General features: G+C 54.0%; 16 protein-coding genes and 1 riboswitch. Of the genes, 6 read left to right on the top strand and 10 right to left on the bottom strand.

The genetic code is table 11. The features are described from left to right. Positions 1 to 2: 2 nt before the first annotated feature. The 3 genes from ilvD to H8K43_RS07535 all read right to left on the bottom strand — a co-directional run bounded on the left by ilvD (position 3) and on the right by H8K43_RS07535 (position 4,262). Positions 3 to 1,886 (bottom strand): dihydroxy-acid dehydratase, encoded by a 1,884-nt coding sequence (ilvD, locus tag H8K43_RS07545; protein WP_186903257.1) that lies wholly within the window; start codon positions 1,884 to 1,886, stop codon positions 3 to 5. A 154-nt stretch (positions 1,887 to 2,040) separates the two neighbouring features. Then, on the bottom strand, positions 2,041 to 2,772 hold the full coding sequence (locus H8K43_RS07540) for a sterol desaturase family protein (RefSeq protein ID WP_186903256.1): 732 nt from the start codon (positions 2,770 to 2,772) through the stop codon (positions 2,041 to 2,043). Positions 2,773 to 2,924: 152 nt separating this feature from the next. Beyond that, positions 2,925 to 4,262 (bottom strand): putative bifunctional diguanylate cyclase/phosphodiesterase, encoded by a 1,338-nt coding sequence (locus H8K43_RS07535; protein WP_186903255.1) that lies wholly within the window; start codon positions 4,260 to 4,262, stop codon positions 2,925 to 2,927. Positions 4,263 to 4,628: 366 nt separating this feature from the next. Here H8K43_RS07535 and H8K43_RS07530 point away from each other — a divergent pair, with 366 nt between their 5' ends. Beyond that, positions 4,629 to 5,312 carry a DsbA family protein gene (locus H8K43_RS07530; RefSeq protein ID WP_222610981.1) on the top strand — a complete coding sequence of 228 codons (684 nt, stop codon included), beginning with the start codon at positions 4,629 to 4,631 and terminating at the stop codon, positions 5,310 to 5,312. Positions 5,313 to 5,453: 141 nt separating this feature from the next. Here H8K43_RS07530 and H8K43_RS07525 read toward each other — a convergent pair whose 3' ends face one another. The 7 genes from H8K43_RS07525 to H8K43_RS07495 all read right to left on the bottom strand — a co-directional run bounded on the left by H8K43_RS07525 (position 5,454) and on the right by H8K43_RS07495 (position 16,033). After that, positions 5,454 to 7,106, bottom strand: coding sequence for a methyl-accepting chemotaxis protein (locus tag H8K43_RS07525; RefSeq protein ID WP_186903254.1), 1,653 nt, complete (start codon positions 7,104 to 7,106; stop codon positions 5,454 to 5,456). 329 nt (positions 7,107 to 7,435) lie between these two features. Continuing rightward, positions 7,436 to 11,686: a translocation/assembly module TamB domain-containing protein gene (locus H8K43_RS07520; protein ID WP_186903253.1), complete on the bottom strand. Its 4,251-nt coding sequence runs from the start codon at positions 11,684 to 11,686 to the stop codon at positions 7,436 to 7,438. Position 11,687: 1 nt separating this feature from the next. Continuing rightward, positions 11,688 to 13,544: an autotransporter assembly complex protein TamA gene (locus H8K43_RS07515; protein ID WP_186903252.1), complete on the bottom strand. Its 1,857-nt coding sequence runs from the start codon at positions 13,542 to 13,544 to the stop codon at positions 11,688 to 11,690. A gap of 3 nt (positions 13,545 to 13,547) precedes the next feature. Beyond that, positions 13,548 to 13,991, bottom strand: a complete 444-nt coding sequence (locus tag H8K43_RS07510; RefSeq protein WP_186903251.1) for an ExbD/TolR family protein — start codon at positions 13,989 to 13,991, stop codon at positions 13,548 to 13,550. A gap of 13 nt (positions 13,992 to 14,004) precedes the next feature. Continuing rightward, positions 14,005 to 14,700, bottom strand: coding sequence for a protein TolQ (gene tolQ / locus H8K43_RS07505; RefSeq protein WP_186903250.1), 696 nt, complete (start codon positions 14,698 to 14,700; stop codon positions 14,005 to 14,007). 45 nt (positions 14,701 to 14,745) lie between these two features. Continuing rightward, positions 14,746 to 15,147, bottom strand: a complete 402-nt coding sequence (gene ybgC / locus H8K43_RS07500; protein WP_230403739.1) for a tol-pal system-associated acyl-CoA thioesterase — start codon at positions 15,145 to 15,147, stop codon at positions 14,746 to 14,748. A 133-nt stretch (positions 15,148 to 15,280) separates the two neighbouring features. Then, a complete protein-coding gene (locus H8K43_RS07495; protein ID WP_186903248.1) occupies positions 15,281 to 16,033 on the bottom strand; it encodes an SDR family NAD(P)-dependent oxidoreductase in 753 nt (250 codons plus the stop codon). Between the two features lie 334 nt (positions 16,034 to 16,367). Then, a riboswitch (ZMP/ZTP riboswitch) is annotated at positions 16,368 to 16,518 on the top strand. 104 nt (positions 16,519 to 16,622) lie between these two features. Between H8K43_RS07495 and glyA the strand changes: the two genes are divergently transcribed. The 5 genes from glyA to H8K43_RS07470 all read left to right on the top strand — a co-directional run bounded on the left by glyA (position 16,623) and on the right by H8K43_RS07470 (position 24,203). Next, complete coding sequence (gene glyA / locus H8K43_RS07490) at positions 16,623 to 17,873, top strand: serine hydroxymethyltransferase (RefSeq protein WP_186903247.1); 1,251 nt, start codon at positions 16,623 to 16,625, stop codon at positions 17,871 to 17,873. A 258-nt stretch (positions 17,874 to 18,131) separates the two neighbouring features. Continuing rightward, a complete protein-coding gene (gene nrdR, locus H8K43_RS07485) occupies positions 18,132 to 18,608 on the top strand; it encodes a transcriptional regulator NrdR (RefSeq protein WP_186903246.1) in 477 nt (158 codons plus the stop codon). 347 nt (positions 18,609 to 18,955) lie between these two features. After that, positions 18,956 to 20,821, top strand: coding sequence for an IucA/IucC family protein (locus H8K43_RS07480; protein ID WP_222610980.1), 1,866 nt, complete (start codon positions 18,956 to 18,958; stop codon positions 20,819 to 20,821). Between the two features lie 3 nt (positions 20,822 to 20,824). After that, positions 20,825 to 22,060: an MFS transporter gene (locus tag H8K43_RS07475; protein WP_186903244.1), complete on the top strand. Its 1,236-nt coding sequence runs from the start codon at positions 20,825 to 20,827 to the stop codon at positions 22,058 to 22,060. Positions 22,061 to 22,097: 37 nt separating this feature from the next. Then, positions 22,098 to 24,203 (top strand): TonB-dependent receptor, encoded by a 2,106-nt coding sequence (locus tag H8K43_RS07470; protein ID WP_186903243.1) that lies wholly within the window; start codon positions 22,098 to 22,100, stop codon positions 24,201 to 24,203. Positions 24,204 to 24,357 lie beyond the last annotated feature (154 nt).

Here is a 24,357-nt window from a genome sequence, read left to right as displayed (position 1 = left end):
TCTCAACGACGCTTGAGCTGGCTGATATCGCGCACAGCGCCACGATCAGCTGAAGTGGCCAGTGCTGCATAGGCCTGCAAAGCCTGCGACACATAGCGCTCACGGTTTTCCGGCTGCCAGGCTTGCTCGCCACGCGCTTCCATCGCGGCGCGGCGCGCAGCCATTTCTTCCGGGCTGATACGCAATTGTATGCTGCGAGCCGGAATATCAATATCTATCATATCGCCTTCCTGTACCAGACCAATCGCGCCGCCCTCCGCCGCTTCCGGAGAAGCGTGACCGATCACCAGCCCGGATGAGCCGCCGGAAAAACGGCCATCGGTGAACAGTGCGCAGGCTTTGCCCAAGCCTTTGGATTTGATATACGAAGTCGGATACAGCATTTCCTGCATGCCCGGCCCGCCTTTCGGACCTTCATAACGGATGATGACGACGTCACCTGCATGCACGGTATCCTGCAGAATACCTTCCACCGCGGCATCCTGACTCTCGAACACGCGCGCCTTGCCGCTGAAGCGCAAGATGCTTTCATCGACACCGGCCGTTTTGACTATGCAGCCTTTTTCTGCCAGATTGCCATACAACACAGCCAGGCCACCATCCTGCGAATAGGCATGTGCATGGTCGCGGATACAGCCAGCTGCGCGGTCGCTATCCAGGCTGTCAAAGCGGCGCTCCTGAGAAAAGGCTTGCTGGGTAGGCACACCACCCGGCGCAGCCTTGAACAGGCTGTGTACCTCAGCGTTCTGCGTGACCGCGATATCGTAATTCGCAATTGCCTGCGCCAGCGTGCTGCTGTGTACGGTTGGTCGCGAGGTATCAAGCAAACCGGCACGCGCCAGCTCACCCAGGATAGCAATGATGCCGCCAGCACGATGCACGTCTTCGATATGGTATTTATCCGTCATCGGCGCCACCTTGCACAGACAAGGCACTTTACGCGAAATACGGTCTATGTCTGCCATGCTGAAGTCGACCCCGGCTTCGTGCGCGGCCGCCAGCATATGCAGTACGGTGTTAGTAGAACCACCCATGGACACATCCAGCGCCATCGCATTTTCAAAAGTCGCTTTGTTGGCTATCGTGCGCGGCAAGACGCTGTAGTCATCCTGCTCATAATGACGTTTGGCCAGCTCAACGATCAGACGCCCGGCGCGCAGGAACAAGGCTTTGCGGTCGGCGTGAGTTGCCAGTATGGTGCCATTGCCGGGCAGAGATAAACCCAGCGCCTCGGTCAGGCAATTCATGGAATTCGCGGTGAACATGCCGGAGCAGGAACCGCAAGTCGGACAGGCGGAGCGCTCAATACGGCCGACTTCTTCGTCTGAAATACTGCTGTCACCCGCTTTGATCATGGCATCCACCAGATCAATTTTCATGATCTTTTGTCCTGCAGCGGCGGGATTGGATGGATGCAGTACATCGAGCACCTTACCGGCTTCCATCGGTCCACCTGATACAAACACCACCGGGATGTTCAGGCGCATGGCAGCCATCAGCATACCTGGCGTGATTTTGTCGCAATTCGAAATGCAGACCATCGCATCGGCACAATGCGCATTGACCATGTACTCCACCGAGTCGGCGATCAGTTCGCGCGAAGGCAGCGAGTACAGCATGCCGCCATGACCCATCGCGATACCATCATCCACTGCGATGGTATTGAATTCTTTTGCGACACCGCCCGCCGCTTCGATTTCACGCGCTACCAACTGGCCCAGATCTTTCAGATGCACATGTCCCGGCACGAACTGGGTAAACGAATTCACCACTGCGATGATAGGTTTATTGAAATCGGCATCGGTCATACCGGTGGCACGCCATAAGGCGCGGGCACCGGCCATATTGCGGCCATGGGTAGTGGTACGGGAACGATATTGCGGCATAGCGGACTTTCATGGATAGACACAAGTCCTCAGCTTGCCTTGGGTACAAGCATATGTCAAATATCAAATTTAACGACAATTAAGACGTTAAACATATTAATAAGCCTAATATCAATGCGCTTAGCTGATTTCGGCAGATCCGCTTGATTCAGACTCAGGGCAAGCGGTGCACATCCACACCACGCAGCATCGCGCAGATATTGTCGGATTTTTCATCATCAAAGCCACAGCGCTCCACTTGCACTGTTGGGTTATGCCAGGTGCCGAACAGCATATCCCAGACTGGCAAACCATAGTTTTGCGCATGATGGCCGTAAGCGTGATGTACCCTGTGCATCTCCGGTCTTTGTATCAGATAGCCTAGCCAGGGCGGTGAACTACGGTCAGCATGCAGATACAGATCAAACACACCGGTGAACAGCAAAGCCCAGGCCGCGCCCATTTCAGTTGCGCCAAACAGCAGATAACTGCTCAGGCAGGAAATCAGGGTGGCGCATGCGGTATCGAGCGGATGAGCAAAGAATGCAGTAAGGGATTCGATTCTTCTTGCCGAATGATGTAACTGATGAACATGGCGCCACAAGAAATCACTGGCATGGGTGGCACGATGCCACCAGTAAAAGATAAAACTATTAGTGAGAAAACTCAGGAAACCGAGCACAGGTGCAGCCAGTTTATCCGCCAATGGCAGCAAAGCATATTGCCGTATCTCAGCACCAAACACATAGCCGGTTGCCAATGTCACGCACATAGTCAGCAAGCCCATGCTGAGTGCCATATATTGCCAACGCTTATCACAGGGATTGCCAGATGCAGGCGCAATGACTTCGCGCGTAAACAAGGCAACAAGGACCAGCGACAAGGCAGGATAAGCAAACCATTCCATGTGCAACTCCGTTCGATAAGAATAGCCAGCACTTTACCTCAGTACAGCATCATGCACCAATCAAGTGCCGAAAAGTGCCGACATGCACCAACATCTGGCAGCGATTATCGCGCGCTCCGTGTTGACTCACTCATTGCCGGTAAAACAGAAAACTAAGGTAATTCGGTGATAAATTGCGGCACGGCCGCGCAATGCTGCAACATGAATAAGCGACACTGATCGGCCGGTAAAGGATGGCTATACAAAAATCCCTGCACCTGATCGCAAGCCAGTGCGCGCAGCGCAGCTTCTTGCTCAGCATTTTCCACACCTTCAGCAATCACTTGCATTTCCAGCGCATGACCAAGCTGGATAATGGCATGCGATACCGAGCGCCCCTGTCTGGTTTGAATTTTTTGCACAAAGCTCTTATCCATTTTCAGATAATCGAGCTGATAGGTTTGCAGAGCGGCCAGCGAAGAATAGCCGGTACCGAAGTCATCGAGTGCTATCTGCACGCCCGCGCTACGCAATTCCGCAATGATGCTGTGAGCACGGCGCGGGTCTTCTATCAGCGAGCTTTCTGTGAGTTCCAGTTGCAGAAATTTACCGGCTATCCCGCTCAGATTCAGCAACGCTTTGATACGTGCGACAAAACCATCATCCTTAAGCTGCAGCGGCGACACATTCACTGCCACTGAGATATCCACCCCATCCTCACGCTGCCAGCTTTCCATTTGCGCAATCGCTGCCTTTAACACCCAGTCGCCTATCGCCGCGATCAATCCTGTCTGCTCTGCGACCGGAATAAAGACCAGCGGGCTGACGATGCCACGTAACGGATGACGCCAGCGCAGCAAGGCTTCCAGGCCCTGCAACTGCATAGAGGGGAAAGAAAATTTAGGTTGATAGACTAGGAAAAATTCATGGTTTTTGAGTGCCAGTTTCAACTCGTTATAGTCAGGCCGGTACTCAAGGGTTTGCGCCTGCATCTGGGGCTGATGCTGAACGACAGGCATGTCATCCGATTGTTGGGCGACCTGCAAGGCGGCAAATGCATTATTGAACATCGCATCCGGCGTGCTCGCATCCCCCGGATAGCTGGCGATGCCCACTTTGCATTTCAAGTCCAGCCAGACTCCGTCCACCACCAGACTGCTATCCAGATCCGACTTCAGTTGCGCCGCAAAATTGAGCAAACCATCGACCTGCGATAAGTCGGTCAGTATCAGCGCGAACTCATCGCCACCGAGGCGGCAGACACTGGCCCGCAGGCTGGCCAGCCGTTCGAGTTCACGCGCAATCTGACGCAATAGCTGATCGCCAAAGCCATAGCCACGACTCTCATTGATCCATTTAAAGTTATCGAAATCGATCAGCAATAAGGCCAGCGACTGACGCTGCTGTGCAGCCTGCTGCAATAACTGTTCTAGCAGTTGGTGAAAAGCCTGACGATTCGGCAAACCGGTCAGTGCATCTTTCCAAAGCGGATTTTCAAAACTCGGCAACAATCTCTAGCTCATTTCATCAATTAAACGGAACGCGCAGCGTAACACCTGTCAGACTGCATTTACACTCTGAGACCACAAATCTGGCTGCCAGCATCAGTGGAGTATGCGAACTCTGCAGCATCGGCAGCATCGGCGTGATTCGGACAAAGAGCGGCAGTATAACCAGACTCACCTCTGTTTTATGCAGAATTTATGCCAAGCCTAAGCTCACTCCCCGGCACACGCTGATTCATGCTTGCGGCCTGCCCGTTTTATGCAACAGTGATGCGCAAGCCAACCCATAGCTGCAGGTCAGGGGGCACTCTATAATCGCCAGCCTGTTCGTCGCCTGTTATCCCATTTACTCAATTGTTTTGGAAGAAAATCATGTCTGTCACCCTGCACTATATCTATGACCCTTACTGCGGCTGGTGCTATGCCGCTGCCCCCTTGCTCAGTGCAGCGCAAGCTGTAGCTGGTTTGCAGATCCGTCTGCATGGCGGAGGCATGATGACTGGCGCACGCCGCACGCAAGTCAGCCCTGCACTGCGTGACTATGTGATTCCGCATGATCTGCGCATCGCGCAGCTGACCGGGCAAGTGTTTGGTGAAAACTACTTTGAAGGCTTATTGCGCGATAGCAGCGCAGTATTCGATTCTGCTGTACCGATCACAGCCATCCTGGCTGCGCCAGCACTGGGTGTGGATGCCCTCAATATGCTGAAGGCAATCCAACATGCACATTATGCTGAGGGGCTGAAAGTCTCAGAACTGGACACGCTGAGCGCTATTGCCGCACAACTGGGCGCAGAACCTGCGAACTTCCGTAGCAGCTGGCACAGCTTGTCAGGCGCTACTACTGAACAGCATATCCAACAAAGCCGCAGTCTGCTGACCCAGCTTGGTGGCGGTGGTTTCCCTACGCTGGCACTGGAACAGGATGGACAATTGCAACGCCTGGATATCAGCCCATGGCTGGGAAAAGCGGAAGCATTTCAGCAATGGCTGCAGAACCGCTCCGCTGCGCCGTCAGCAGATTCCGGCGTATTTTGCAGTATGGATGGCTGCTGATCAGCCATCCGGCATCAATCCCCTGACGTCAGGCTTGTATTATGCAGAACGCTTCAGTGCAGGCCTGACAGTCTGATACGCTGCTTTGATCGTTGGTGTACAGCCAGCCTGTCTGAAGGCTGCTGTACTTTGACTTGTGTTTTATCTTGCCAACAATTTATGTTGAGTTGAGCTGGCAGCTTTAACCGGTGTCGCACGCGCGGCAGATGCACCTGAACCAACGGTGGCATTTCTGACCAGACGGAAGGAATTCACCAGCTCCGTCAAGGCCTTGGCCTGCTGACGCAAACTTTCTGCGGAAGCAGCCGCTTCTTCCACCTGCCCCGCATTTTGCTGGGTCACGTCATCCATTTGGGTGATGGCCTGATTGATCTGATCTATGCCTGAACTCTGTTCCTGGCTGGCGGTCGTGATTTCATGCATGATGTCGGCCGCACGTTTCACGCCAGTGACGATTTCACCCATGGTCTTACCAGCCTCATCCACCAGCTTGGCACCGGCCTCAACCTGCGCCACAGAATCATTGATCAGCACCTTAATTTCTTTTGCAGCATTGGCGCTGCGCTGTGCCAGATTTCTGACCTCACTGGCCACCACAGCAAAACCCCGGCCCTGCTCACCGGCACGCGCCGCTTCTACTGCGGCATTCAAAGCCAGGATATTGGTCTGGAAAGCGATGCCATCAATCACACCGATGATGTCGGCGATTTTCCCGGAGCTGGATTTGATTGCTCCCATGGTTGTGACGACATTCGCCACTGCCTCGCCGCCTTTTTCCGCGACTTTAGCAGTTGCTTCCACCAATTGGCTGGCTTCAATCGAGTTATCCGCATTTTGCTTGACGGTTGAAGTCAGTTCTTCCATCGAAGAAGCAGTTTCTTCCAGTGAGCTGGCCTGGGATTCTGTGCGCCCGGACAATTCCGCATTACCCTCAGCAATCACAGCTGCGCCGCTGGAGACATGGCCAGTACTCTGTTTGATCTGCCCGATGAGCAGCTTTACATTGGTTTGCAACACACGTAAGGCCTGGGTCACATTGGTAATCTCATCATGTCCGCTAGCAACGATGGCACGCGATAAATCGCCGCCACTCATCACGGCAATCTGCTGCTCCAGTTCATGCAGGCGACCAGTCAGCGCACCGCCCATGATGAAGCCGAAGGCAATTGCCAACACCACACCTGCACCAGCGATCGTCATTACGCTGGTATTGCTTATGCTTCCGCTACCGAACAAGGCCAGACCCAGCAATGCGACGAACAGAAGCACCATCGCCACTGAAAACGCCATGATCCTGGTCTGTAAAGAAAAATGCGCGAACTTACTGAGTGGTCCGGTTGCTGTTTTGCGTACTGCATTTCCTTCCACTATCCTGAGCGAACTGTCACCGCTTTTGATTGCACGGTAAGCTGCCTCTGCGGCGCTGACCTTAGCGCGGTCAGGTTTAACACGGATCGAGGTATAACCTACCACCTGTCCATTTTGCACCAGTGGCGCGGCTGTTGCCTCTACCCAGTAATGATCACCATTTTTACAGCGGTTTTTGACCAGTCCGGTCCAGGCCTTACCGGCTTTGATCGTATGCCAGAAATCAGCAAACGCCTCGACTGGCATATCCGGATGGCGCACGATGTTTTGTGGTGCGCCCAGTAATTCTTCTTCAGTAAAGCCGCTCACCCGCATGAAATCATCATTGATATAGGTGATATTGCCTTGTAAGTCAGTCTTGGAAACAATGGTTTCATCATCTCTTAAGATGTATTCGCGGTTCGTAACAGGTAAATTTGTGCGCATCTCGTGACTCCCTGATTTTCTATGTCAGATTTAATTATTTGATTTACAAAAAACCGCTTAAGTACAACACCCTTTCGTTCTGAAATATTGCTCTGAGAATAGTTCAAAAATGCAAAACTTTCCAAGTTTCGCCGTCCATTTTTTTATTGGAATTTGCAAAATTTATAAATTGTGTGCGTAAACGATACAAGCGTCATCGTTTTGACACAAATCAAAGGCAGCGTCATTCAGTTAGGAGAACAAGGTTGCCGTAAATCAATCAGAATGAAGTCGGTTCGCGGCAACCAGCGCAGGTGGAGTAAGCAGAGAAAAATTGAGCGCCGTAGCGCTCAATTAAAGGAGAAAGTGTAATTCACGTCGATCGCAGATTCACTACCGGTACGGCCGGTGACAGTAATCCTGCGGGTCAATTGCCAGCTGAGTTTGATGGCGCCACTGGCATCGCCCAGACCACGCTCTACCGACAACACCAGACCCGGCATCAGGCGCTTACCGACACTCACGACCTGATCTGCGCTATTGGTCGCATTGCCGCTATTCGTCGAACCGGCAATGGTTTGTCCGGGCAAATGGCTGCTCCCGGCATTGCCAGATGCGCCTATGGAAAATTCATCAAAGCCTAAGCCCTGCACGATATCACGTGGCACATTGCGGCTGCCGTCGCCGCCGAAAATCGCGGACGCCGCCGACATGAGCAGTGAAGCATCACCCGATGCCAGCTGATCTGAGCCGCGCCCTAATACCAGCCAGGACAATTTTTCGGCATCACTCATGGCGGTATCGGAGAATAATCTGACTTGCGGACTGACCACAGTACCGATCACTTCCACCCCGACCTGGTTTTGCAAACCCTGGCGCAGTGCGAGTACATTTAAACCCGGATTGGCAGGCGGCCCCTGGAAATTCAAAATACCGCGCTCTATCGCCAGTTGCTGACCATAGCCTTCATATAAACCATTGACTGCACGTATAGTCCCTATCGCCTGCAAGGGGCTGCCATCGGTTGAGCGCATGCGTAACTTCCCGGCCAGTCCGGTGTCCAGACCACGGCCGACAAACACAAATTTAGGCCCCATATCGAAGCTGACATCGACCCGCGTTTTCAGTGATTTACGCGCTGGCTCCGCCGCTTTCACTGCAGTTTTATCGGATTTGCGGCTCACGTTCACATCGGAAGACAGGCTGGGCGGCGGTAGTTTTGGCAGTTTGAAATAAGCACCATCTGCCATTAGCTGCCCCTGCAGCGTCCAGATGTTTTGCGCCTCTACGATGCTGGCTTCGCCGCTGACCACGAGCCAGCGGTCTTTTCTCTGCAACATAGGAAATTGCTGCCAGCGCGCTTGTATCGCGCCGGTTTCTTTCCCAATATCGATTTCGCCACTGGCGGAAAATTCACCACGCTTACCCATCAGGTCCATGCCTTTGAACTGCGCATGCTGTGGCAGCATCGTTACCGTATTCGAAAACCGTAACTGATTCAGGCGCAGATGAGTACCATCAATATTTGCATCGAGCACGCCATTTGGTAATAGCAAGCCCTCCGAAGCAAACGCGAGTTCCAGCCCTGAACCCGTGATGTGGGCCTGATAGTCAGGATGCGCAATAATGCCGCCCAGCACTGCATCCGCATTGAGCCTGCCCTTCATCACCAGACCTGGATTGATCCACGGGCCCAGCCATTCCAGATCGGGCACATTTGCTTTCGCTATGCCGCTGATGGCCGCAGTGCCCGGTAAACTCCATTGTCCATTCACGAAGGCCAGCGCAGTGCTGGCATCCACTTGCCATTGTCCTAGCCGGGTACCGTCAGCCTGCAAACGCAAATTCAGTGTTTCACTCAAGGCGCCCGCTGCGGCATTCTTAGCTCCGGCACTATTGCCTGTCCCTAAAGCAAGCTGGATATCACGGATACCTAAGGCTATCGGCACGCCTGTGCCATCCGGATCATTGAAGCGCAGATCACCAGATTGCCGGCGCAGCTTGAGCGTGGCACGCGCGCTCTGGTTCAATTGCACATCCCAGTCAGCCTGCGCACGCAAATTGCCCGTTAATGCATCCTGAGGCGCAAACAAGTTGATCAGCTCAACCACCCGAACATCCTGAATCTGGCCCTTAGTTTTAAGCGTGCCTGCAGCCCACTCTAACTGCTCGACCTGCAGATTCATCAAAGGGCTTTGTAACTGCATGCGTCCGGTCTTGAACGCATCAGCAGATAACTCCAGGCTGACCGGATTAAGCAGACGTAATGCTGGCGTGCCGCGTAGCTCGGTTTCCGTTACTTGCCCATTCCAGCGCAAGGCAGCAGAAGTTGAGTCAGTGAATCCACCTGACATTGCCGCAATCAGCTGGCGCTTATCCGGAAAGTCCAGTTCCAGCCGCAGCGTATGTGCATCGCGTTTCCCGTTTAAGCGCAATGTCAGTTGCTGAATTTTGTCGGCATCTTGCACTAAGGGCGTAACGCCACCGGGCAAGACAGGGAAATCGCCTTTAAATCCGCTGGCGCGAACATCTGCATTCAGCAAGCCTGAGAGTGCATCCGTCGCTTGCAAATTTGCCTGCAGCGTTTTCAAGGCATAGCGTTTATTGTCGCGCTTCAGCTCCAGTTGTGTGGCTTGCAGGTCCAGCTGCCCGGCTGCATGATTCAGGCCGCCGCGCAACTGCCCGTCAGCCTTCAGGCTACCGGACAGTTCAAGCGCGGCCATTTTCCATAGCGGATTCAAGGCCTGTAGTTCGGGCGCATCCAGGCTAAATTTCAGCAGATCTGTTTTCTCACCCCAGGCACCATCAGCATGCAGGCGGTTTTTACCCCACTGCAAATCAGCCTGAGGAATTTTCAGTTTATCCTTGCCCAGCCACTGTGCCTGTATGCTGCCATCCAGGGTTTGACCGGCGTAGTGTCCACCCAGCTTATCCAGTTTTACTTCAGCTGCCATTTGCTGTAACTGGCCACTCGCTTTCAGATGCGCACTGATTTTCCCGGCTGGCCCGGCGATCCAATAGGCGGGATCAAAATCCCGTATCTGTACCTCAGTCTGAAACAACTGCTTCCCGGCGAACGACAATTCGGCACGTGCATCGGCCTGCGACAGCCCAGCCTGCAACGTCAGCGTGGGCAGACTCAGCAATTGTTTAGCAATGTCGTAGCTGGCTTGCACTTGTAACTTCGCGCCCTGATCCTGCAAACTGGCTTCAGCGCGGATACGCTGTGCCTGATCGGTTTTCGCATGCACTTCACCACGAATCTGGCCAGCCCGCAGGGATTGATGTAGCTTCTGCAGATTAATATTCGACAGCACAAATTTGCCGTCCGCAAACCAGGGCTGATCCCAGCGCAACTGTCCGTCGCCTGTGATTTTCCCGTCGCCAGGCAAACGTGCAGTCAAGCCTTGTAACTGCAGGCTATTGCCAGACCAAATTGCCTCTGCCTGTAAAGACTGTACAGGCAGGCCATTCTGATCCAGGCTGGCAACGGCATTATTTTGCAAGCTCACTTGCAAGGAAAAACTGTCGGCCTTGGCTGGGCCTGACGTGCTGGCCTGAACAGCCTGAGAGGCAGGACGCTGCACGGCGCTTGCAGCGAGCGGACGTATATCCGCCAGAATGCGCAAATCTGCCTTAGGCGCTGCGGCATTCCAGACAGAAGGATCAAGATGCACCAGATCCACATGCGCCTTAGCCATGAGTTGCGGCGCAAATAAAGTAATCAGGGCGGTACCGCTACCCTGCAACTGTGCAGATGCAGGCTGAGTCTGCGCAGCGTTTGCGGCATTATTTTCAGCCGTCTGGACGCTGCCCGCCTGCCAGACTAAGTCCAATGCCGACAAATTACCCTTAACCGTGCTGCTGATTTGTAATGCGGGCAGTTTATCCTGTGCCAGCGTACTCACTGCCGCCTGCGCATTAACGACAAACGGTGCGCTTGCGAGCATGCTGCCCTTAGCCTTGATCTGACCCAATGCACTGCTGCCCTGCAGATCAGCCTCATAACGTTCATTCGCATAGGCGGCCTTTCCACGCAAGCCATTAAAGCTCTGCACAGGATGATGCTTGCCCTGCGCGTCGAGATCAGCGATTTCTAATTTTCCTATGGCGATATCGTGCAGACTCAGCCTGACAGGCAAGCTTAGAGAAGCTGGCAGCACCACAGGATCAGGCGTCGTTAGTGTAGCGACCGCTACGCTGGCGGCATGCAAGCGCGATAATTCAAAGCGGGCTGGCCACAGCGACCAGCTATCCCAGTCTGCCTCCAGCCCCTGTATGTCCAGCTGTAAGTCTTTACTCTGCCATTGCAGCCTTTGCATGCTGAATGCGCTTCCCAGGCTGCCATTGATTTCCAGTGCAGACAAGCGTCCCTGCGTCAGCGTGTGGGCCAGGCTGAACAAAGCGCGGGTACCGCTCTGGGTCCAGACTGCGGCAGCACAGAGTGTGAGTAGCAGTAGCAGGCTCAACAGCAGCATTAACAGGCCACGCTGCAGATAGCGGCGCGCGGCAGATTTGCTTTGCAGCGTTGCAGCAGTTGATGCAGATTCTGTTTGCTGACTTTCTGTGCGCTGATGTTCAGCCTTTTTTTTGTCTGTCATATCAGAATGCAATCGCGATAGAAAAATCCAGTCTGACTTTTTTAGACTGACGGCCATAGGCCAGATCCAGTGCGATAGGACCAGCCGGCGTGCGGTAGCGCGCACCAACACCAATAGCCTGACGCATGCTCAGATCGCGCCAGGTCTCGGCCGCATCACCTATGTCGAGAAAGGTCGCCACGCCCCAGGCCTCTTTCAGCCAATGCACATATTCGGCACTGGCCACGCCCATCACGCGGCCACCTGTTACCGCCCGCCCTTGCTCCACACCCAGGCTTTGATAGGCATAGCCGCGTACTGTGGTGCTGCCACCCGTACGGAACAGATATTCTTCCGGTATACCTGCACTGTCAGGCGCCACCACCTGCCCCACTTCTGCGCGCAGGATCACGCTATCGGATTTTTTGCCGACAGGTATCCAGCGCTGGTATTTGCCATAACTACGGATGAAGCGCTGATCGGATAACAGCGTTTTTTCAGAAACCGCCAGATCCAGCTGATAAATTTCGCCCTTGCGCGGTGCAAACGCATCGTCCACATCGCGCCAGGTCCAGCCTGCGCTGAGCACCAGCGCCTTGCTGGTTTCTGCAGGCTCACCTTCGATAGAATTACGTTCGCGGATCAGGTTCAGACCCAGCCTTTGCTCTATATGTCCGCGCTGGCTGGTACGCTTGATACCAACCGCGTTCCTGAGCGTGAGCACGCCCGACACATCCTGGCGGTCAATAATCGCACCAAAAGAATCCGTCACGCGATCACGCGGTGGCAGATAGACATCGGCATAACCAACCTGACGCTTTTGCTCGATACGGATGGCGCTGCGCAAGTCCCAGGCTTTTTCCAGTATATTGCGGTCGCGGTAAGCGATTTCACCGCGAAAGCCAGTGTTCGAACTATAACCGGTACCAAAACTCAGATCGCGCCGCTTACGCTCCACCACGCTGACTTCCACCGGCACGGCTTCCGCTTTATCCGGATCGGGTTCGATGCCAACCGCCACTGAAGCAAAATACGGCGAATTTTGCAGCGTACGCTGGAACTCCAGCAAACGTGCACGCGAATAATTTTCCCCTGCTTTGGGCGGCTGATAACGTTCGAGTAACCAGGAAGGATAATTTTGCAGGCCATTGACATGGAGTTCACCGAGTCTGAATGCAGGACCGCTGTCAACTTCCAGTCTGACGCTGGCCTGTGCCGCATCGGCATCTACATCGACAGCACTTTGTGTGATTTTGGCCGAGGCATAGGTGTCGGCGCGCAGGTTTTCCAGCAAAGCAGTTTTGGCATCGCTCCAGTCGCCCTCGCGGAATGCCTGACCGATAGGCAAACCCCAATCCTGTATCAGCCCGGAACGGCGCTGCCGCGCTTGCTCATCGCCGCTATTGGCACGATCTGCCAGGCTGCCACTTATGCGCATACCAACCTGGGTAATGAAAGTACGCTGTCCGGCCTCTACACTCACGTGTATCAGCTTATCGCGTTGAGATTCCGTCACACCGGACAGCGAAGCTGATTCCGGATTTTCAAACTCTATGTGCGGAGAAAAGTAGCCTTCGGTCGCCAGTATGCCTTCTATATCCTGGCGCAGACGACGTATCAGGGAGGGGGTAATATTTTGCGATTCGGCCGAACCGGAAAATTCCTGTATATGTTCACGCAACAAAGCAGCCCAAGGCGCAGCGGGCGCTTTTAATTGCAAACGACCACTCAGACTGCGCGGCACTGCTTCAGCATCGCTGCTGTCTACAACTGGCAATTGCGCGGCGGGCGCTGGCGTTTCCTGCGCCATGCCAGCCTGCGCCAGCAAACTCATTATGCAGACAGACAGGAGGTGCAAAGCGCGGGAATGAGACGCCATGTTTTACCTGGTCGCCAGACCAACCCGCTTGATGCCGATTTTCTTGGCTTCGCTGACGACTTGTACCACTTCGTCATAAATGATGCCCTTGTCGGCAGAAACCAGCAACGACAGCTCAGGCTTTTTCTGATGGTATTCACGCAGCAGGCTGTATAACTGCTGGCGGTTTTTGACTTCTTCCCGGCTTTCTTGCTGATTATTCCCATTCGCGCCGTTTTTACTGGTCACACTAATGGTCGCTGCCGCATCAGGTTTCAGGGTGATTTCTATGTAATCTGTCGGCGGCTGCGTTGATTGTCCCGCCGTGGGCAGATTGATCACACTGGGATTGGTCATCGGTGCCGCCACCATGAAGATGACCAGCAGCACCAGCATCACGTCAATGTAGGGAACCACATTGATTTCAGCTTTAAATTTGCGTTTACGTTCGCCACGCAGATAACTCATGCAGACTCAATAATCAGCGGGATTGACGTTGCAGGATATTCGAGAACTCTTCAATGAAAGTTTCAAAACGAATCGCTAACCGGTCTATATCGTGCGAATAACGGTTGTAAGCCAGCACCGCAGGAATCGCTGCAAACAAGCCGATCGCGGTCGCAATCAAGGCCTCAGCAATACCCGGCGCAACCGCTGCCAGCGTCGCTTGCTGCACATTCGCCAGACCACGGAAAGCATTCATAATCCCCCATACAGTACCGAACAGACCGATGTAAGGAGAGACCGAACCAACCGAGGCCAGAAACGATAAATGCGATTCCAGCATGTCCATTTCGCGTTGATAGGAGGCACGCATCGCACGACGTGCACCATCGAGCATAGCGCCGGCATCGAGTGCCGCTTTATTCGCGTTTTTGACCTTTTGGTATTCGCTCATGCCGGCTTCGAAAATACGTTCCAGCGCGCCGGTTTTGTCGCGTCCGTTACGACGGTTAGCGGCTGCAGTCTGATACAGCTCAACCAGGTTACCACCGGACCAGAAATGACGTTCAAACTCTTCAGTCTGTCCACGTGCCTTTTTGATGGCGAACATTTTATTGAAGATATAGGTCCAGCTGGTCAGGGATACGCCCAGCAATAACAGCATCACCAGCTGTACCAGGATCGAGGCATTACTGATCAGGCTGAAAAACGAAAGGTCTTGAGTAACAGTCATAACGAGTCTACTAATCTAAGTGAAGCAAAATAAAGCAAAAAAAATCTAGTTGCGGATAGCATCCAGCACATGAGCCGGGATCGCGGCCGGGCGCACAGACTCAGCGTCAACACAACCTACCTTAATCACACCGGTAGCCAGCAAGCGCTCACCGCAGCGCGCTTCCTGCACGAAATGCAAAGATGCGCGACCCAGCTTCTGTATCTCTACGCTGATTGTGAGTTCATCATCAAGTCGCGCAGGTGCATGATACTCGACTGTACCTGATTTGACGACAAACATAGTCCCGGTCTGCTCTTTCATCTGCTGTTGCTGCAAACCGTGAGCACGCAGCCATTCGGTTCTGGCGCGTTCAAAGAACTTGAGATAATTGGCATAAAAAACGATTCCACCGGCATCGGTATCTTCGTAATACACACGTACCGGCCAAAAAAACTGATCTGCCATCTTCATCCATCCATCATCAACACAAGAACATCCTCAGACCTGTAGTGTGCACTGAAGTTCAGTCTGAACAAGCACTGTTTCAGTGCCTTTCATTATACAGAAGGGTGTTTGCAAAAAACTCAGCGCACTAAGTTCAGACTGGCTGACGTTTGATATTGAGCGGGCCAAAACCCTGGCAGGTAGGCATCATTTCTATGTAATTGATATTCACGTGGGCTGGCAGAGTCGCAATCCAATACGCGGTTTCTGCAATATCGGTCGCGGTCAGTGGCGTCGTGCCCTCGTACACTTTGGCCGCCGCATCATCATTTCCACGGAAGCGCACATTCGAGAATTCAGTGCCACCACACAGGCCAGGCGCGATATTGGTGGTGCGTACATTGGTTCCCACCATGTCGGCGCGCAGGTTGCGGGTGAACTGATCCACAAATGCCTTGGTCGCACCATACACATTCCCACCCGGATAAGCGGTAGAGCCGGCAATCGAACCGATATTGATAATCATGCCGCTGTTACGCGCCACCATGTCCGGCAGGATGGCACGGGTCACTGTCACCAGGCCCTTGGTATTGGTGTCTATCATGGTTTCCCACTCATCCTGCGAAGCCAGATGCGCAGCTTCGGTACCCAAGGCCAGGCCCGCATTATTGATCAATACGTCTATCGTTTTCCATTCTGCTGGCAACCCGGCCAGGGCCGCCAGTATCGATGCCTTGTCCATCACATCCATAGTCACGGGCAGCAAGGCACTGCCGAGTTCCGCCTGCAAAGCTGCCAGTCGCTCCACGCGGCGCGCCGTGGCAATCACGCGATGTCCTTCACGCACGAACTTGCGTGCCATTTCTTCACCAAAACCTGAACTCGCACCAGTAATCAAAACGATCATTCTCTACTCCCTGTTAGCAATTATTTGCGACTTTCTGAAACGCGCAGCACCTGCAGCGTGCGACAGTATTACGGCGGTCTTACGATATGCAATTCAAAATCCGGCTTCAGCGACTAAAAAAACCAGACCATATTGCGGCCTATTTTAAGTGCTTTTAGCAAATTACACCCAAATGCCGCGCTTTAAAATTGACAATACCGTCTGGTGCGCCGGATTCCGCCAGCTCCCGCCACCCGGCCTGTGCGGCTCAGCGCGCCAAAAGCCGGGAAAGCGGCACAGGCTCAAGTGTTTGACTTGCCCATTCAGAACGCATCACGTAAAATCCGTGCACCATTTCGTCTCACGCAACTGGCGAAAATGCGGCGGACATCATTGTTTGTTCCTGCTGAAGATGGGCATCCATCGGGGAGCGTGAGATATAGAGGCGATCACTGGCACACTAGCGTGTCAGCCGGTCTCCTCAGCCGTACGCCTGGGCAGCCTGATGGTAAGCAGGAATGCGGCTGCCACTCACACTTACGTCATTGCCACCTCATTCTTAGTTCATTCATCTTTTAGTTTGTACACTTAACAGGAAATCAGGAACGCCATGTTTGCTAAAAATCATACCCTCGCCAATATCGATCCGGAATTGTTCGCAACCATCCAGCTGGAAAACCTGCGTCAGGAAGAACATATCGAGCTGATCGCCTCTGAAAACTATACTTCACCAGCGGTGATGGAAGCTCAGGGCTCGCAACTGACCAACAAATACGCAGAAGGCTATCCGGGCAAGCGCTACTACGGTGGCTGCGAACACGTAGACGTGGTCGAACAACTCGCAATCGACCGCCTGAAACAATTATTTGGCGCGAACTTCGCCAACGTACAGCCTAACTCCGGCTCGCAAGCCAATCAGGGCGTATTCTTTGCGCTGCTGAACCCAGGCGACACCATCATGGGCATGAGCCTGGCTGAAGGCGGCCACCTGACCCACGGCATGCCATTGAATATGTCCGGCAAATGGTTCAATGTCGTCTCTTATGGTCTGGATGCGAATGAAGATATCGACTACGATGCCATGGAAAAACTGGCGCGCGAAACCAAGCCTAAGCTGATCATCGCAGGCGCCTCTGCTTTTGCTTTGCGTATCGATTTCGAACGTTTCAGCAAAATCGCAAAAGAAGTCGGTGCTTATTTCATGGTCGACATGGCGCACTATGCAGGTCTGATCGCGGCTGGCGTGTACCCTAACCCGGTACCGTTTGCGGATGTCGTTACATCGACAACCCATAAGAGCCTGCGCGGCCCACGTGGCGGCATCATCCTGAGCAATGATGAAGCCATCGCCAAGAAAATCAATTCTGCGATTTTCCCTGGCCTGCAAGGCGGCCCGCTGATGCACGTGATTGCTGGTAAAGCAGTGGCATTCAAAGAAGCACTGTCACCAGAATTTAAGGCTTACCAGGAACAAGTCGTCAAAAACGCAGCGGCACTGGCTACCGCCCTGACCGAACGCGGCCTGCGCATCGTATCTGGCCGTACCGAATCGCACGTGATGCTGGTGGATCTGCGTCCTAAGGGTCTGACAGGCAAAGAAGCCGAAGCTATCCTCGGTTCCGCGCATATCACTTGCAATAAAAACGGCATCCCTAACGACCCGCAAAAACCGATGGTGACTTCCGGTATCCGCCTGGGCAGCCCAGCCATGACGACGCGCGGCTTCAAAGAAGCAGAAGCAGCCAAAGTCGGCCACCTGATTGCAGACGTGCTGGACAATCCTAACGATGCAGCGACGATAGAACGTGTCAAAGCAGAAGTGAAAAAGCTGACTCAGGCTTTCCCTGTCTACGCTGCTTAATTCTGCGTCCAGATGAAAATCCGGTGACAAGTCGTAGCCAATTGTGACTAGTCGTAATTAGTCACAAATGTGACATAAAACAACGCCACTCATTGAGTGGCGTTGTCTTTTCTGGCAATTTCCAGTACAAGCATGTCTTGGCATCAACAAATGCCTGTTTTTCAGCAGTGTTTTAGGTTTTTTTTAGTTTTTTAGCGTTTTTGCAGCCCCGTTTTTCAAGCCTTTTTTTCAGTCCTGATACGAACAGAACAGAATCACATGAAATGCCCTTATTGCCATCACGACGATACCCAGGTCATCGACACCCGCGTTTCTGAAGAGGGCAATGTCATGCGCCGGCGCCGCCGCTGCGCGCACTGTGATAAACGCTTCACCACCTATGAACGCATAGAACTCAGCATGCCTGTCATCGTCAAAAAGAATGGCAGCCGCACCGAGTATGAATCCCACAAGCTGCGCAGCAGCTTTATGCTGGCTCTGCGCAAACGTCCGGTCTCCGCCGAAGCGATTGATGGTGCGATACAACGTATAGAAGAAAAACTGCTGTCCAGTGGCGAACGCGAAGTGCTGTCCGGCTATCTGGGTGAACTGGTCATGCGCGAACTCAAAAAGTTAGACAAAATCGCCTATATCCGCTTTGCCTCAGTGTATAAAAGTTTTGAAGACATTTCAGAATTTGCCGAAGCCATTCAGGAAATCTCTACCGACAAACAGCGCGCTGATAAGACGCACTAAGCAGGCTGAGCGACTAAAGCCTAACTACCGCCATCAGACCGCTGCCACCGCCTGCCCCGGGCGCAGCATTGTTACGCAGTACACCACCCTGCTGTGCGCGCCTGCTGCCAGAACGGCGGCATCCGCTTAAGATCCCACACCTGATATAAGCCAACTCAGCAGCACTCGCTGCAATCAACTGCGCATACCCCGTTACCCTGACTGAACGCCAGGCCAGCGCTGACAAAACCTGAGCAGCCTACACCTCAGACCATAGTGCATCTTTCCTTGATAGTCACTTATTTAGTTAATGCGATTGATAATGATTCTCATTTGCGATAATATAAATAAGAATTCTTATGAAAGGCATGGATATGAACGCTCCGACACCACATCGCTACTTTTCCAACTCAGAACATGAACAGGCCGCCGCCTGGCTGGATTATGCCGATAGCGAACGCCGTGGCTTATTGAAAACGCTGCAAGCCTTATTCCGGGAAGAATTACTCAGCAAGCAGTTTCTGATTCAGGAAGGCAGCAACAGTTGGCTACCGCTATGGCAACAACAACGCATGATGCGCTTTGAGGGCTTGCATTTCGGACGTAGCGGTGCCTGCAGCCTGGCCGGAGCGATCAGCTATTACCATGCCGGACATCCGCCAAAACACATCAACAGTGGCAGCGAATTGCTAAGCTGCCTCGCCAGCAGCCTGCATACGGCAATCGAGGCCGATGATCTGCAGCGACTCAAAACCGAACTGGTCAACAGCGTACAGAACGATGCGCTATGCCACAGTTTCCGCCGGCTCTGGGCCGATCAGCTGCGCGCTGATTTTCAGGCTTTGACACCCCACTTCATCGCAGCGCTCAGGCAGTCTGACCATCCGCATCCGGTGCTGTTGCTGGAACAATGGGGCACCATAGGCCATCCGTGGCATCCTGCCTTCAAAAGCAAAATCGGACTCAGCACCAGCGAGGTGATGGAGTTGTCACCCGAGTTCCATCCCGAACTCGCGATTTCCGTGCTTGCGGTACGCAAGGAATGCATGCGTGTCACCAGCGGCAATCAGGCATTGGATTACATGGAGTGGTTTGCCACGCACTATCCGGACACAGCAAGCGCCTGGCAAGCAGCGCTGACACGGCGTCAGATGCAGGCCGAGGCCTGGGTGCCGGTACCGATGCATCCGTATCAGCTCAAGCGGGTGTTACCCCAGCGTTTTTCCGCTGAACTGGCAGCGGGCCAGATTCTGATCCTGGATGAAGTCACGCTCAACGGTTCACCCAGCATGTCTTTCCGCACAGTGGAAGCCATAGGCTATGCGCAGGCGCCGCATTTGAAACTGCCAGTCGGGCTGCAAATGACCAGTGCGCAAAGAACGGTCTCGCCGAAGTCCGCCGTCATGGGACCACGCATCAGTCAGCTGATCAGCCTCATCTTGCAACACGAAGCCGGTTTCCAAAACCAGCTTGATATCCTGCCTGAATTGCCTGGCCTGCATTGGATCGATGCCGACGATGATCGTGCGCGCCATCTGGCAGTGCTGTTTCGCGCCAACCCGCTCAGCAAGCGCAGCGCAGACTTATTTCCTATACCAGTAGGCAGCTTGTTCGCCGACTCACCTTTCCATGGTAAAGCCCTGGCGACTGAGTTGATCGCACTGGCTTATGGCGATCATGCAGAAGGCGCTTTGTCATTTTTCGATCAGTATTGCAAGGTGGTGTTAGGTGCCAGCTTGTCGGCCTATCTGCTGTATGGCATCGCTTTTGAAGCACATCAGCAAAACAGCCTGATACAAGTCGACCAGGATTACCGCCCCGCGCAGTTACTGGTCAGGGACTTTGGAGATTTACGCATATTTGCTCCTGTGCTGCAGGCGCGCGGACTGCAACTGGATGCATATCGCAGCGGCCACGTGATGTTTGACGATATTCTGCAGGTCAGGGATAAGCTGCTGCATGCGACTTTCCTGTGTCAGTTATCCGAACTGGCGGTGCTGCTGGCGGCCAGCTACCACATCCCGGAAGCTGCGCTGTGGAATATCCTGCGGCACCAGACTGAAGCCAGCTTCGATCGCTTACGCAGCCGTTGTGATGCGGCACATTGGGCCAGCGAACGCGACGCCATCCTGCATGCGCCCTGGCCAGCCAAATCGCTGCTCAAGATGCGCCTGTCAGACAGCGCAGACGATGTACACAGCACGATAGCCAATCCTTTGCGTACGGAGCGCTGACCGATGCTGTTCATCCACAGGCAAGCGGCTCCTGTGCATGCCCTGAAACTGCTGTGGCTGATTCAATGCGTGGCAATGGCCGCGATGGAAATGAGTGGCCCATTCTGGGCCTTGCACTTGCAATCCAGTGGTCAGCTCAGCGCCAGCGAACTCAGCTGGTATAGCGCACTGGCCTACGCTGGCCCTATGCTGACGGCGATGCTGTGCATACCCTGGTGGGGCAAGGCGGGTGACCGCATCGGTCATCACTGGATGCTGTTGCGCGCACTGGCGGCACTGGCGCTGACCCAGCTGGCGCTGGCGTATTGCACCCAGCCTTTAATGATCATCGCAATACGTCTGCTGCAAGGCGCTATCGCCGGTTTCATCGCAGCGGCCCAGGCCTATGGCAGCCAGCTCAGCAGCCGCGAACAACGTGGTCAGTTAATGGCCAGCTTACAAACCGCAACCGCCTTAGGCTCCGTACTGGGGCCTATGGCCGGTGGCTGGCTATATCAAAGCCAGGGCTTCACTGCAGTCAATCTGTCCGCAGCAGCCTTATGCGCAGGCTGTCTGCTGCTCGCTGCACTATGCCTGCCGCGCAGCAAGGTGGTGCCAGCCAGCGCCAGCACTGCGCTGCAAAGTAACTCCGGATCAGCGCAGCAAAACAGCTGGTGGCGTCAGGGCATGTTGCCGGGCTTTTTGCTTGGCATACTCTTGATCCAGTCAGCCAAGATGCTGCCGCAAGCTTATTTCAGTCTTTACGTGACCCAGGCCATGCAGGCGACCACTGGCTTTGCCGGGCTCAGCTATGGCCTGAGCGCAGCCGGTCTGTGTCTGTGCGCGCCGCTCTGGGCCATCTATTTCCGGCAACAGGAAGACAGCACCATCTTGCGCTGGATGATCGCTCTGTGCATCGCCAGCGCTGTGCTGATGGCAGTGCAAAGCCTGTATCTGTCCGCGACGATTTTTTTGCTTTGCCGTTTTCTGTGGGGCTGCTTCCTGGGCGCGCTACTGCCTGTATTTTACAGCCTGCTCTCCCTTCATACCCCAGCTAACAAACAAGGTCAGGCACTCGCATACGGTAACAGCGCAGCCAAAGCCGGTGCCTTGCTGGGCACGGCGGCGGGTGCCTTGTTGATGGCGATACTACCTTTGCAGCACTTGTTCTGGACTGTGGCAGTCGCCTATTTACTGACAGCCTTACTGCTTGCCCTGTTGCCCCGCACTTATCCGCTACCCGGTTCCGCTCCTGCCTAATTTTACTTTTCACTTTCAACTTAAACTCGTTTACACCATGAAGATTTTTCGTCAGCATCCCCTGAGCCTGCTCATCGCCAGCTTATTCTGTACCCAGTCTGCATACGCCGATCAAAAACTGGAAGACATCCGCGTCAACAGTCAACGCGACAACACTCAAAGCTATGAAGTAACGCAGTCCAAAACAGCGACTAAAATTCCGGCGGCGTTGCGCGATATCCCGCAAACCATCAACATCGTCAGCCTGCCGCTGCTGCGTGAGCAGAATGCGACTTCGCTGCAGGATGCTTTGCAAAATGTACCGGGCCTGAGTTTTTCTGTGGGTGATGGCCAGCGCGATCAGGTCAGTCTGCGCGGCTTCAGCGCGATTACCGATCAGTTCGTCGATGGAGTGCGTGATGATGCGATGTATTTCCGCGACCTGTCGAATATAGAGCGTGTCGAAGTACTCAAAGGCCCGGCCTCCGTGCTGTATGGTCGCGGCTCTGCCGGTGGCCTGATTAACCGCGTCACCAAAAAACCCTTACCGCAGCAGTTCAGAGAAATCGCCTTCAACCTGAGTTCAGGCGGACAGCGCCGCGCAGAGCTGGATCTGAATGCGAATACCGATTCCGGCGTGGCCGCGTTCCGCCTGACCGGGGCTTTTGAAGATACGACTAATTTCCGGAATCAGTATTTTCTGGAACGGCAGGCACTCGCTCCTTCTGCCCAGTTTCAGCTGACACCCGACACGCGGGTCCTGGTGCAGGCCGATTATCTGCATGATAAACGGCTGGCCGATCAGGGCTTGCCCGGTTATCGCGGACGTCCGGTCGCAGCCGATATCGCGACTTATTATGGCGCCCAAAATGGCAAGCAGCGTGCGTACATACAATCGGATGTGAAAAGCGCGACCATCACGCTGGACCACAGCTTCAGCCCTGAACTCAAACTGCACAGCGTGTTGCGCACTTATGATTTCGCACTGAACCGTAACTACACCACCAACACCAGTATCAAGGATGGCGCGGTGCCAACCGTGACGATTTCCCAGTCCCAGCGTTTTCGTGATGAGGATGGCAGCTACTGGCAAAATGAACTGAGTCAGAAACTCACGACCGGTAATCTGCGCCACCAGATACTGTATGGCCTGGAGCTTGGTTATCAGACTAAAGGCGAATACCTGCGTACCCGCAATAACGTTGCGACCTACAATTTATTCAATCCAGTCCTGGCGACACTCAGCCCTCTGCCTGACAATACGCCAGTCAGCACCAATACCCAGACCCGTTTGCGTATCGCAGCACTGTATCTGCAAGACCTGATCAGCATAGACCGCAACTGGAAGCTGCTGACCGGTGTACGCTATGACAGGCTGCAGCAGGAGCGCGATGACCTGACGCCGAAAAATCAGGATTTACAACGTACCGACAACACGCTGTCGCCGCGCATCGGTCTGGTCTACCAGCCCTCAGAAACGCTGGCCCTGTATGCATCCTGGAACCGTTCTTTCCAGCCTATCGCCGATACCTTTACCTTCAGGGCGAACAGCGATCAGCTCAAACCGACACAAACCGTGAACAAGGAAATCGGTGCGAAATATGACCTGAATGCCAGCGCCAGCCTGACCCTGAGTGTATTCGATATGTCGCAAACCAATATCCAGGTGGCCGACCCGGCCAATCCGAATTTCTCACTCCCGGTAGGACGCCAGAGCACACAGGGCCTGGAGCTCAGCTTCAGCGGCGCGCTGAACCGCGACTGGCAAGTGATGACGGCCTATGCCTGGATGAAAGGTCGCATCGATCAATCAACAGAACTGACTTCTGCCAAAACGCCATTTCAGGGCAATACCGCATCCCTGACTCCGACCCACACGTTTAATCTGTGGCTCAAGCATCAGCTGAATCAGCACTACTACCTTGCGATTGGTGGCCGTGCGGAATCTGCGCGTTTTGCCGCACCGGATAATTTACTGACCTTACCGGGTTACGGCGTGTTGCAACTCGGCGCCGGTTATCAATCCGCAAAAATGGATATTTATCTGACCCTGAAAAATGTGCTGAACCGTCAGTACTTTGTCGCGGCGCATAGCGGTGCGAATGACTACAACATGCCGGGCGAACCGCGTACGCTGACAGCCAGCGTGCGCTACCGTTTCTGAGTGCAGGCGCAGTCGTTTCGTCGCTACGCTTAAACGCTAAGACGCTAAGATACATTAATCAAGCCGCCGGGCTGGCAAACTGGCCCGGCGGCAAATTGTTTTCTTTCGCACCAAAAAACCCCCGATACCAGCTAATACCAGCCTATCCCAGCCA

Source organism: Cognatundibacterium curvum (genome assembly GCF_014284235.1).
In the GTDB taxonomy this organism is placed as follows: Bacteria; Pseudomonadota; Gammaproteobacteria; order Burkholderiales; family Burkholderiaceae_D; genus Undibacterium; species Undibacterium curvum.
This window is presented reverse-complemented; position numbering and strand designations above follow the sequence as displayed.

Coding starts and splice junctions, on each gene's coding strand:
- H8K43_RS07470 (WP_186903243.1), top strand. CDS start 22,098: ATGAAGATTTTTCGTCAGCATCCCCTGAGCCTGCTCATCGCCAGCTTA.
- H8K43_RS07515 (WP_186903252.1), bottom strand. CDS start 13,544: ATGGCGTCTCATTCCCGCGCTTTGCACCTCCTGTCTGTCTGCATAATG.
- H8K43_RS07475 (WP_186903244.1), top strand. CDS start 20,825: ATGCTGTTCATCCACAGGCAAGCGGCTCCTGTGCATGCCCTGAAACTG.
- tolQ (WP_186903250.1), bottom strand. CDS start 14,700: ATGACTGTTACTCAAGACCTTTCGTTTTTCAGCCTGATCAGTAATGCC.
- H8K43_RS07530 (WP_222610981.1), top strand. CDS start 4,629: ATGTCTGTCACCCTGCACTATATCTATGACCCTTACTGCGGCTGGTGC.
- H8K43_RS07510 (WP_186903251.1), bottom strand. CDS start 13,991: ATGAGTTATCTGCGTGGCGAACGTAAACGCAAATTTAAAGCTGAAATC.
- H8K43_RS07480 (WP_222610980.1), top strand. CDS start 18,956: ATGGATATGAACGCTCCGACACCACATCGCTACTTTTCCAACTCAGAA.
- ilvD (WP_186903257.1), bottom strand. CDS start 1,886: ATGCCGCAATATCGTTCCCGTACCACTACCCATGGCCGCAATATGGCC.
- H8K43_RS07525 (WP_186903254.1), bottom strand. CDS start 7,106: ATGCGCACAAATTTACCTGTTACGAACCGCGAATACATCTTAAGAGAT.
- H8K43_RS07495 (WP_186903248.1), bottom strand. CDS start 16,033: ATGATCGTTTTGATTACTGGTGCGAGTTCAGGTTTTGGTGAAGAAATG.
- ybgC (WP_230403739.1), bottom strand. CDS start 15,147: ATGGCAGATCAGTTTTTTTGGCCGGTACGTGTGTATTACGAAGATACC.
- H8K43_RS07540 (WP_186903256.1), bottom strand. CDS start 2,772: ATGGAATGGTTTGCTTATCCTGCCTTGTCGCTGGTCCTTGTTGCCTTG.
- glyA (WP_186903247.1), top strand. CDS start 16,623: ATGTTTGCTAAAAATCATACCCTCGCCAATATCGATCCGGAATTGTTC.
- H8K43_RS07520 (WP_186903253.1), bottom strand. CDS start 11,686: ATGACAGACAAAAAAAAGGCTGAACATCAGCGCACAGAAAGTCAGCAA.
- nrdR (WP_186903246.1), top strand. CDS start 18,132: ATGAAATGCCCTTATTGCCATCACGACGATACCCAGGTCATCGACACC.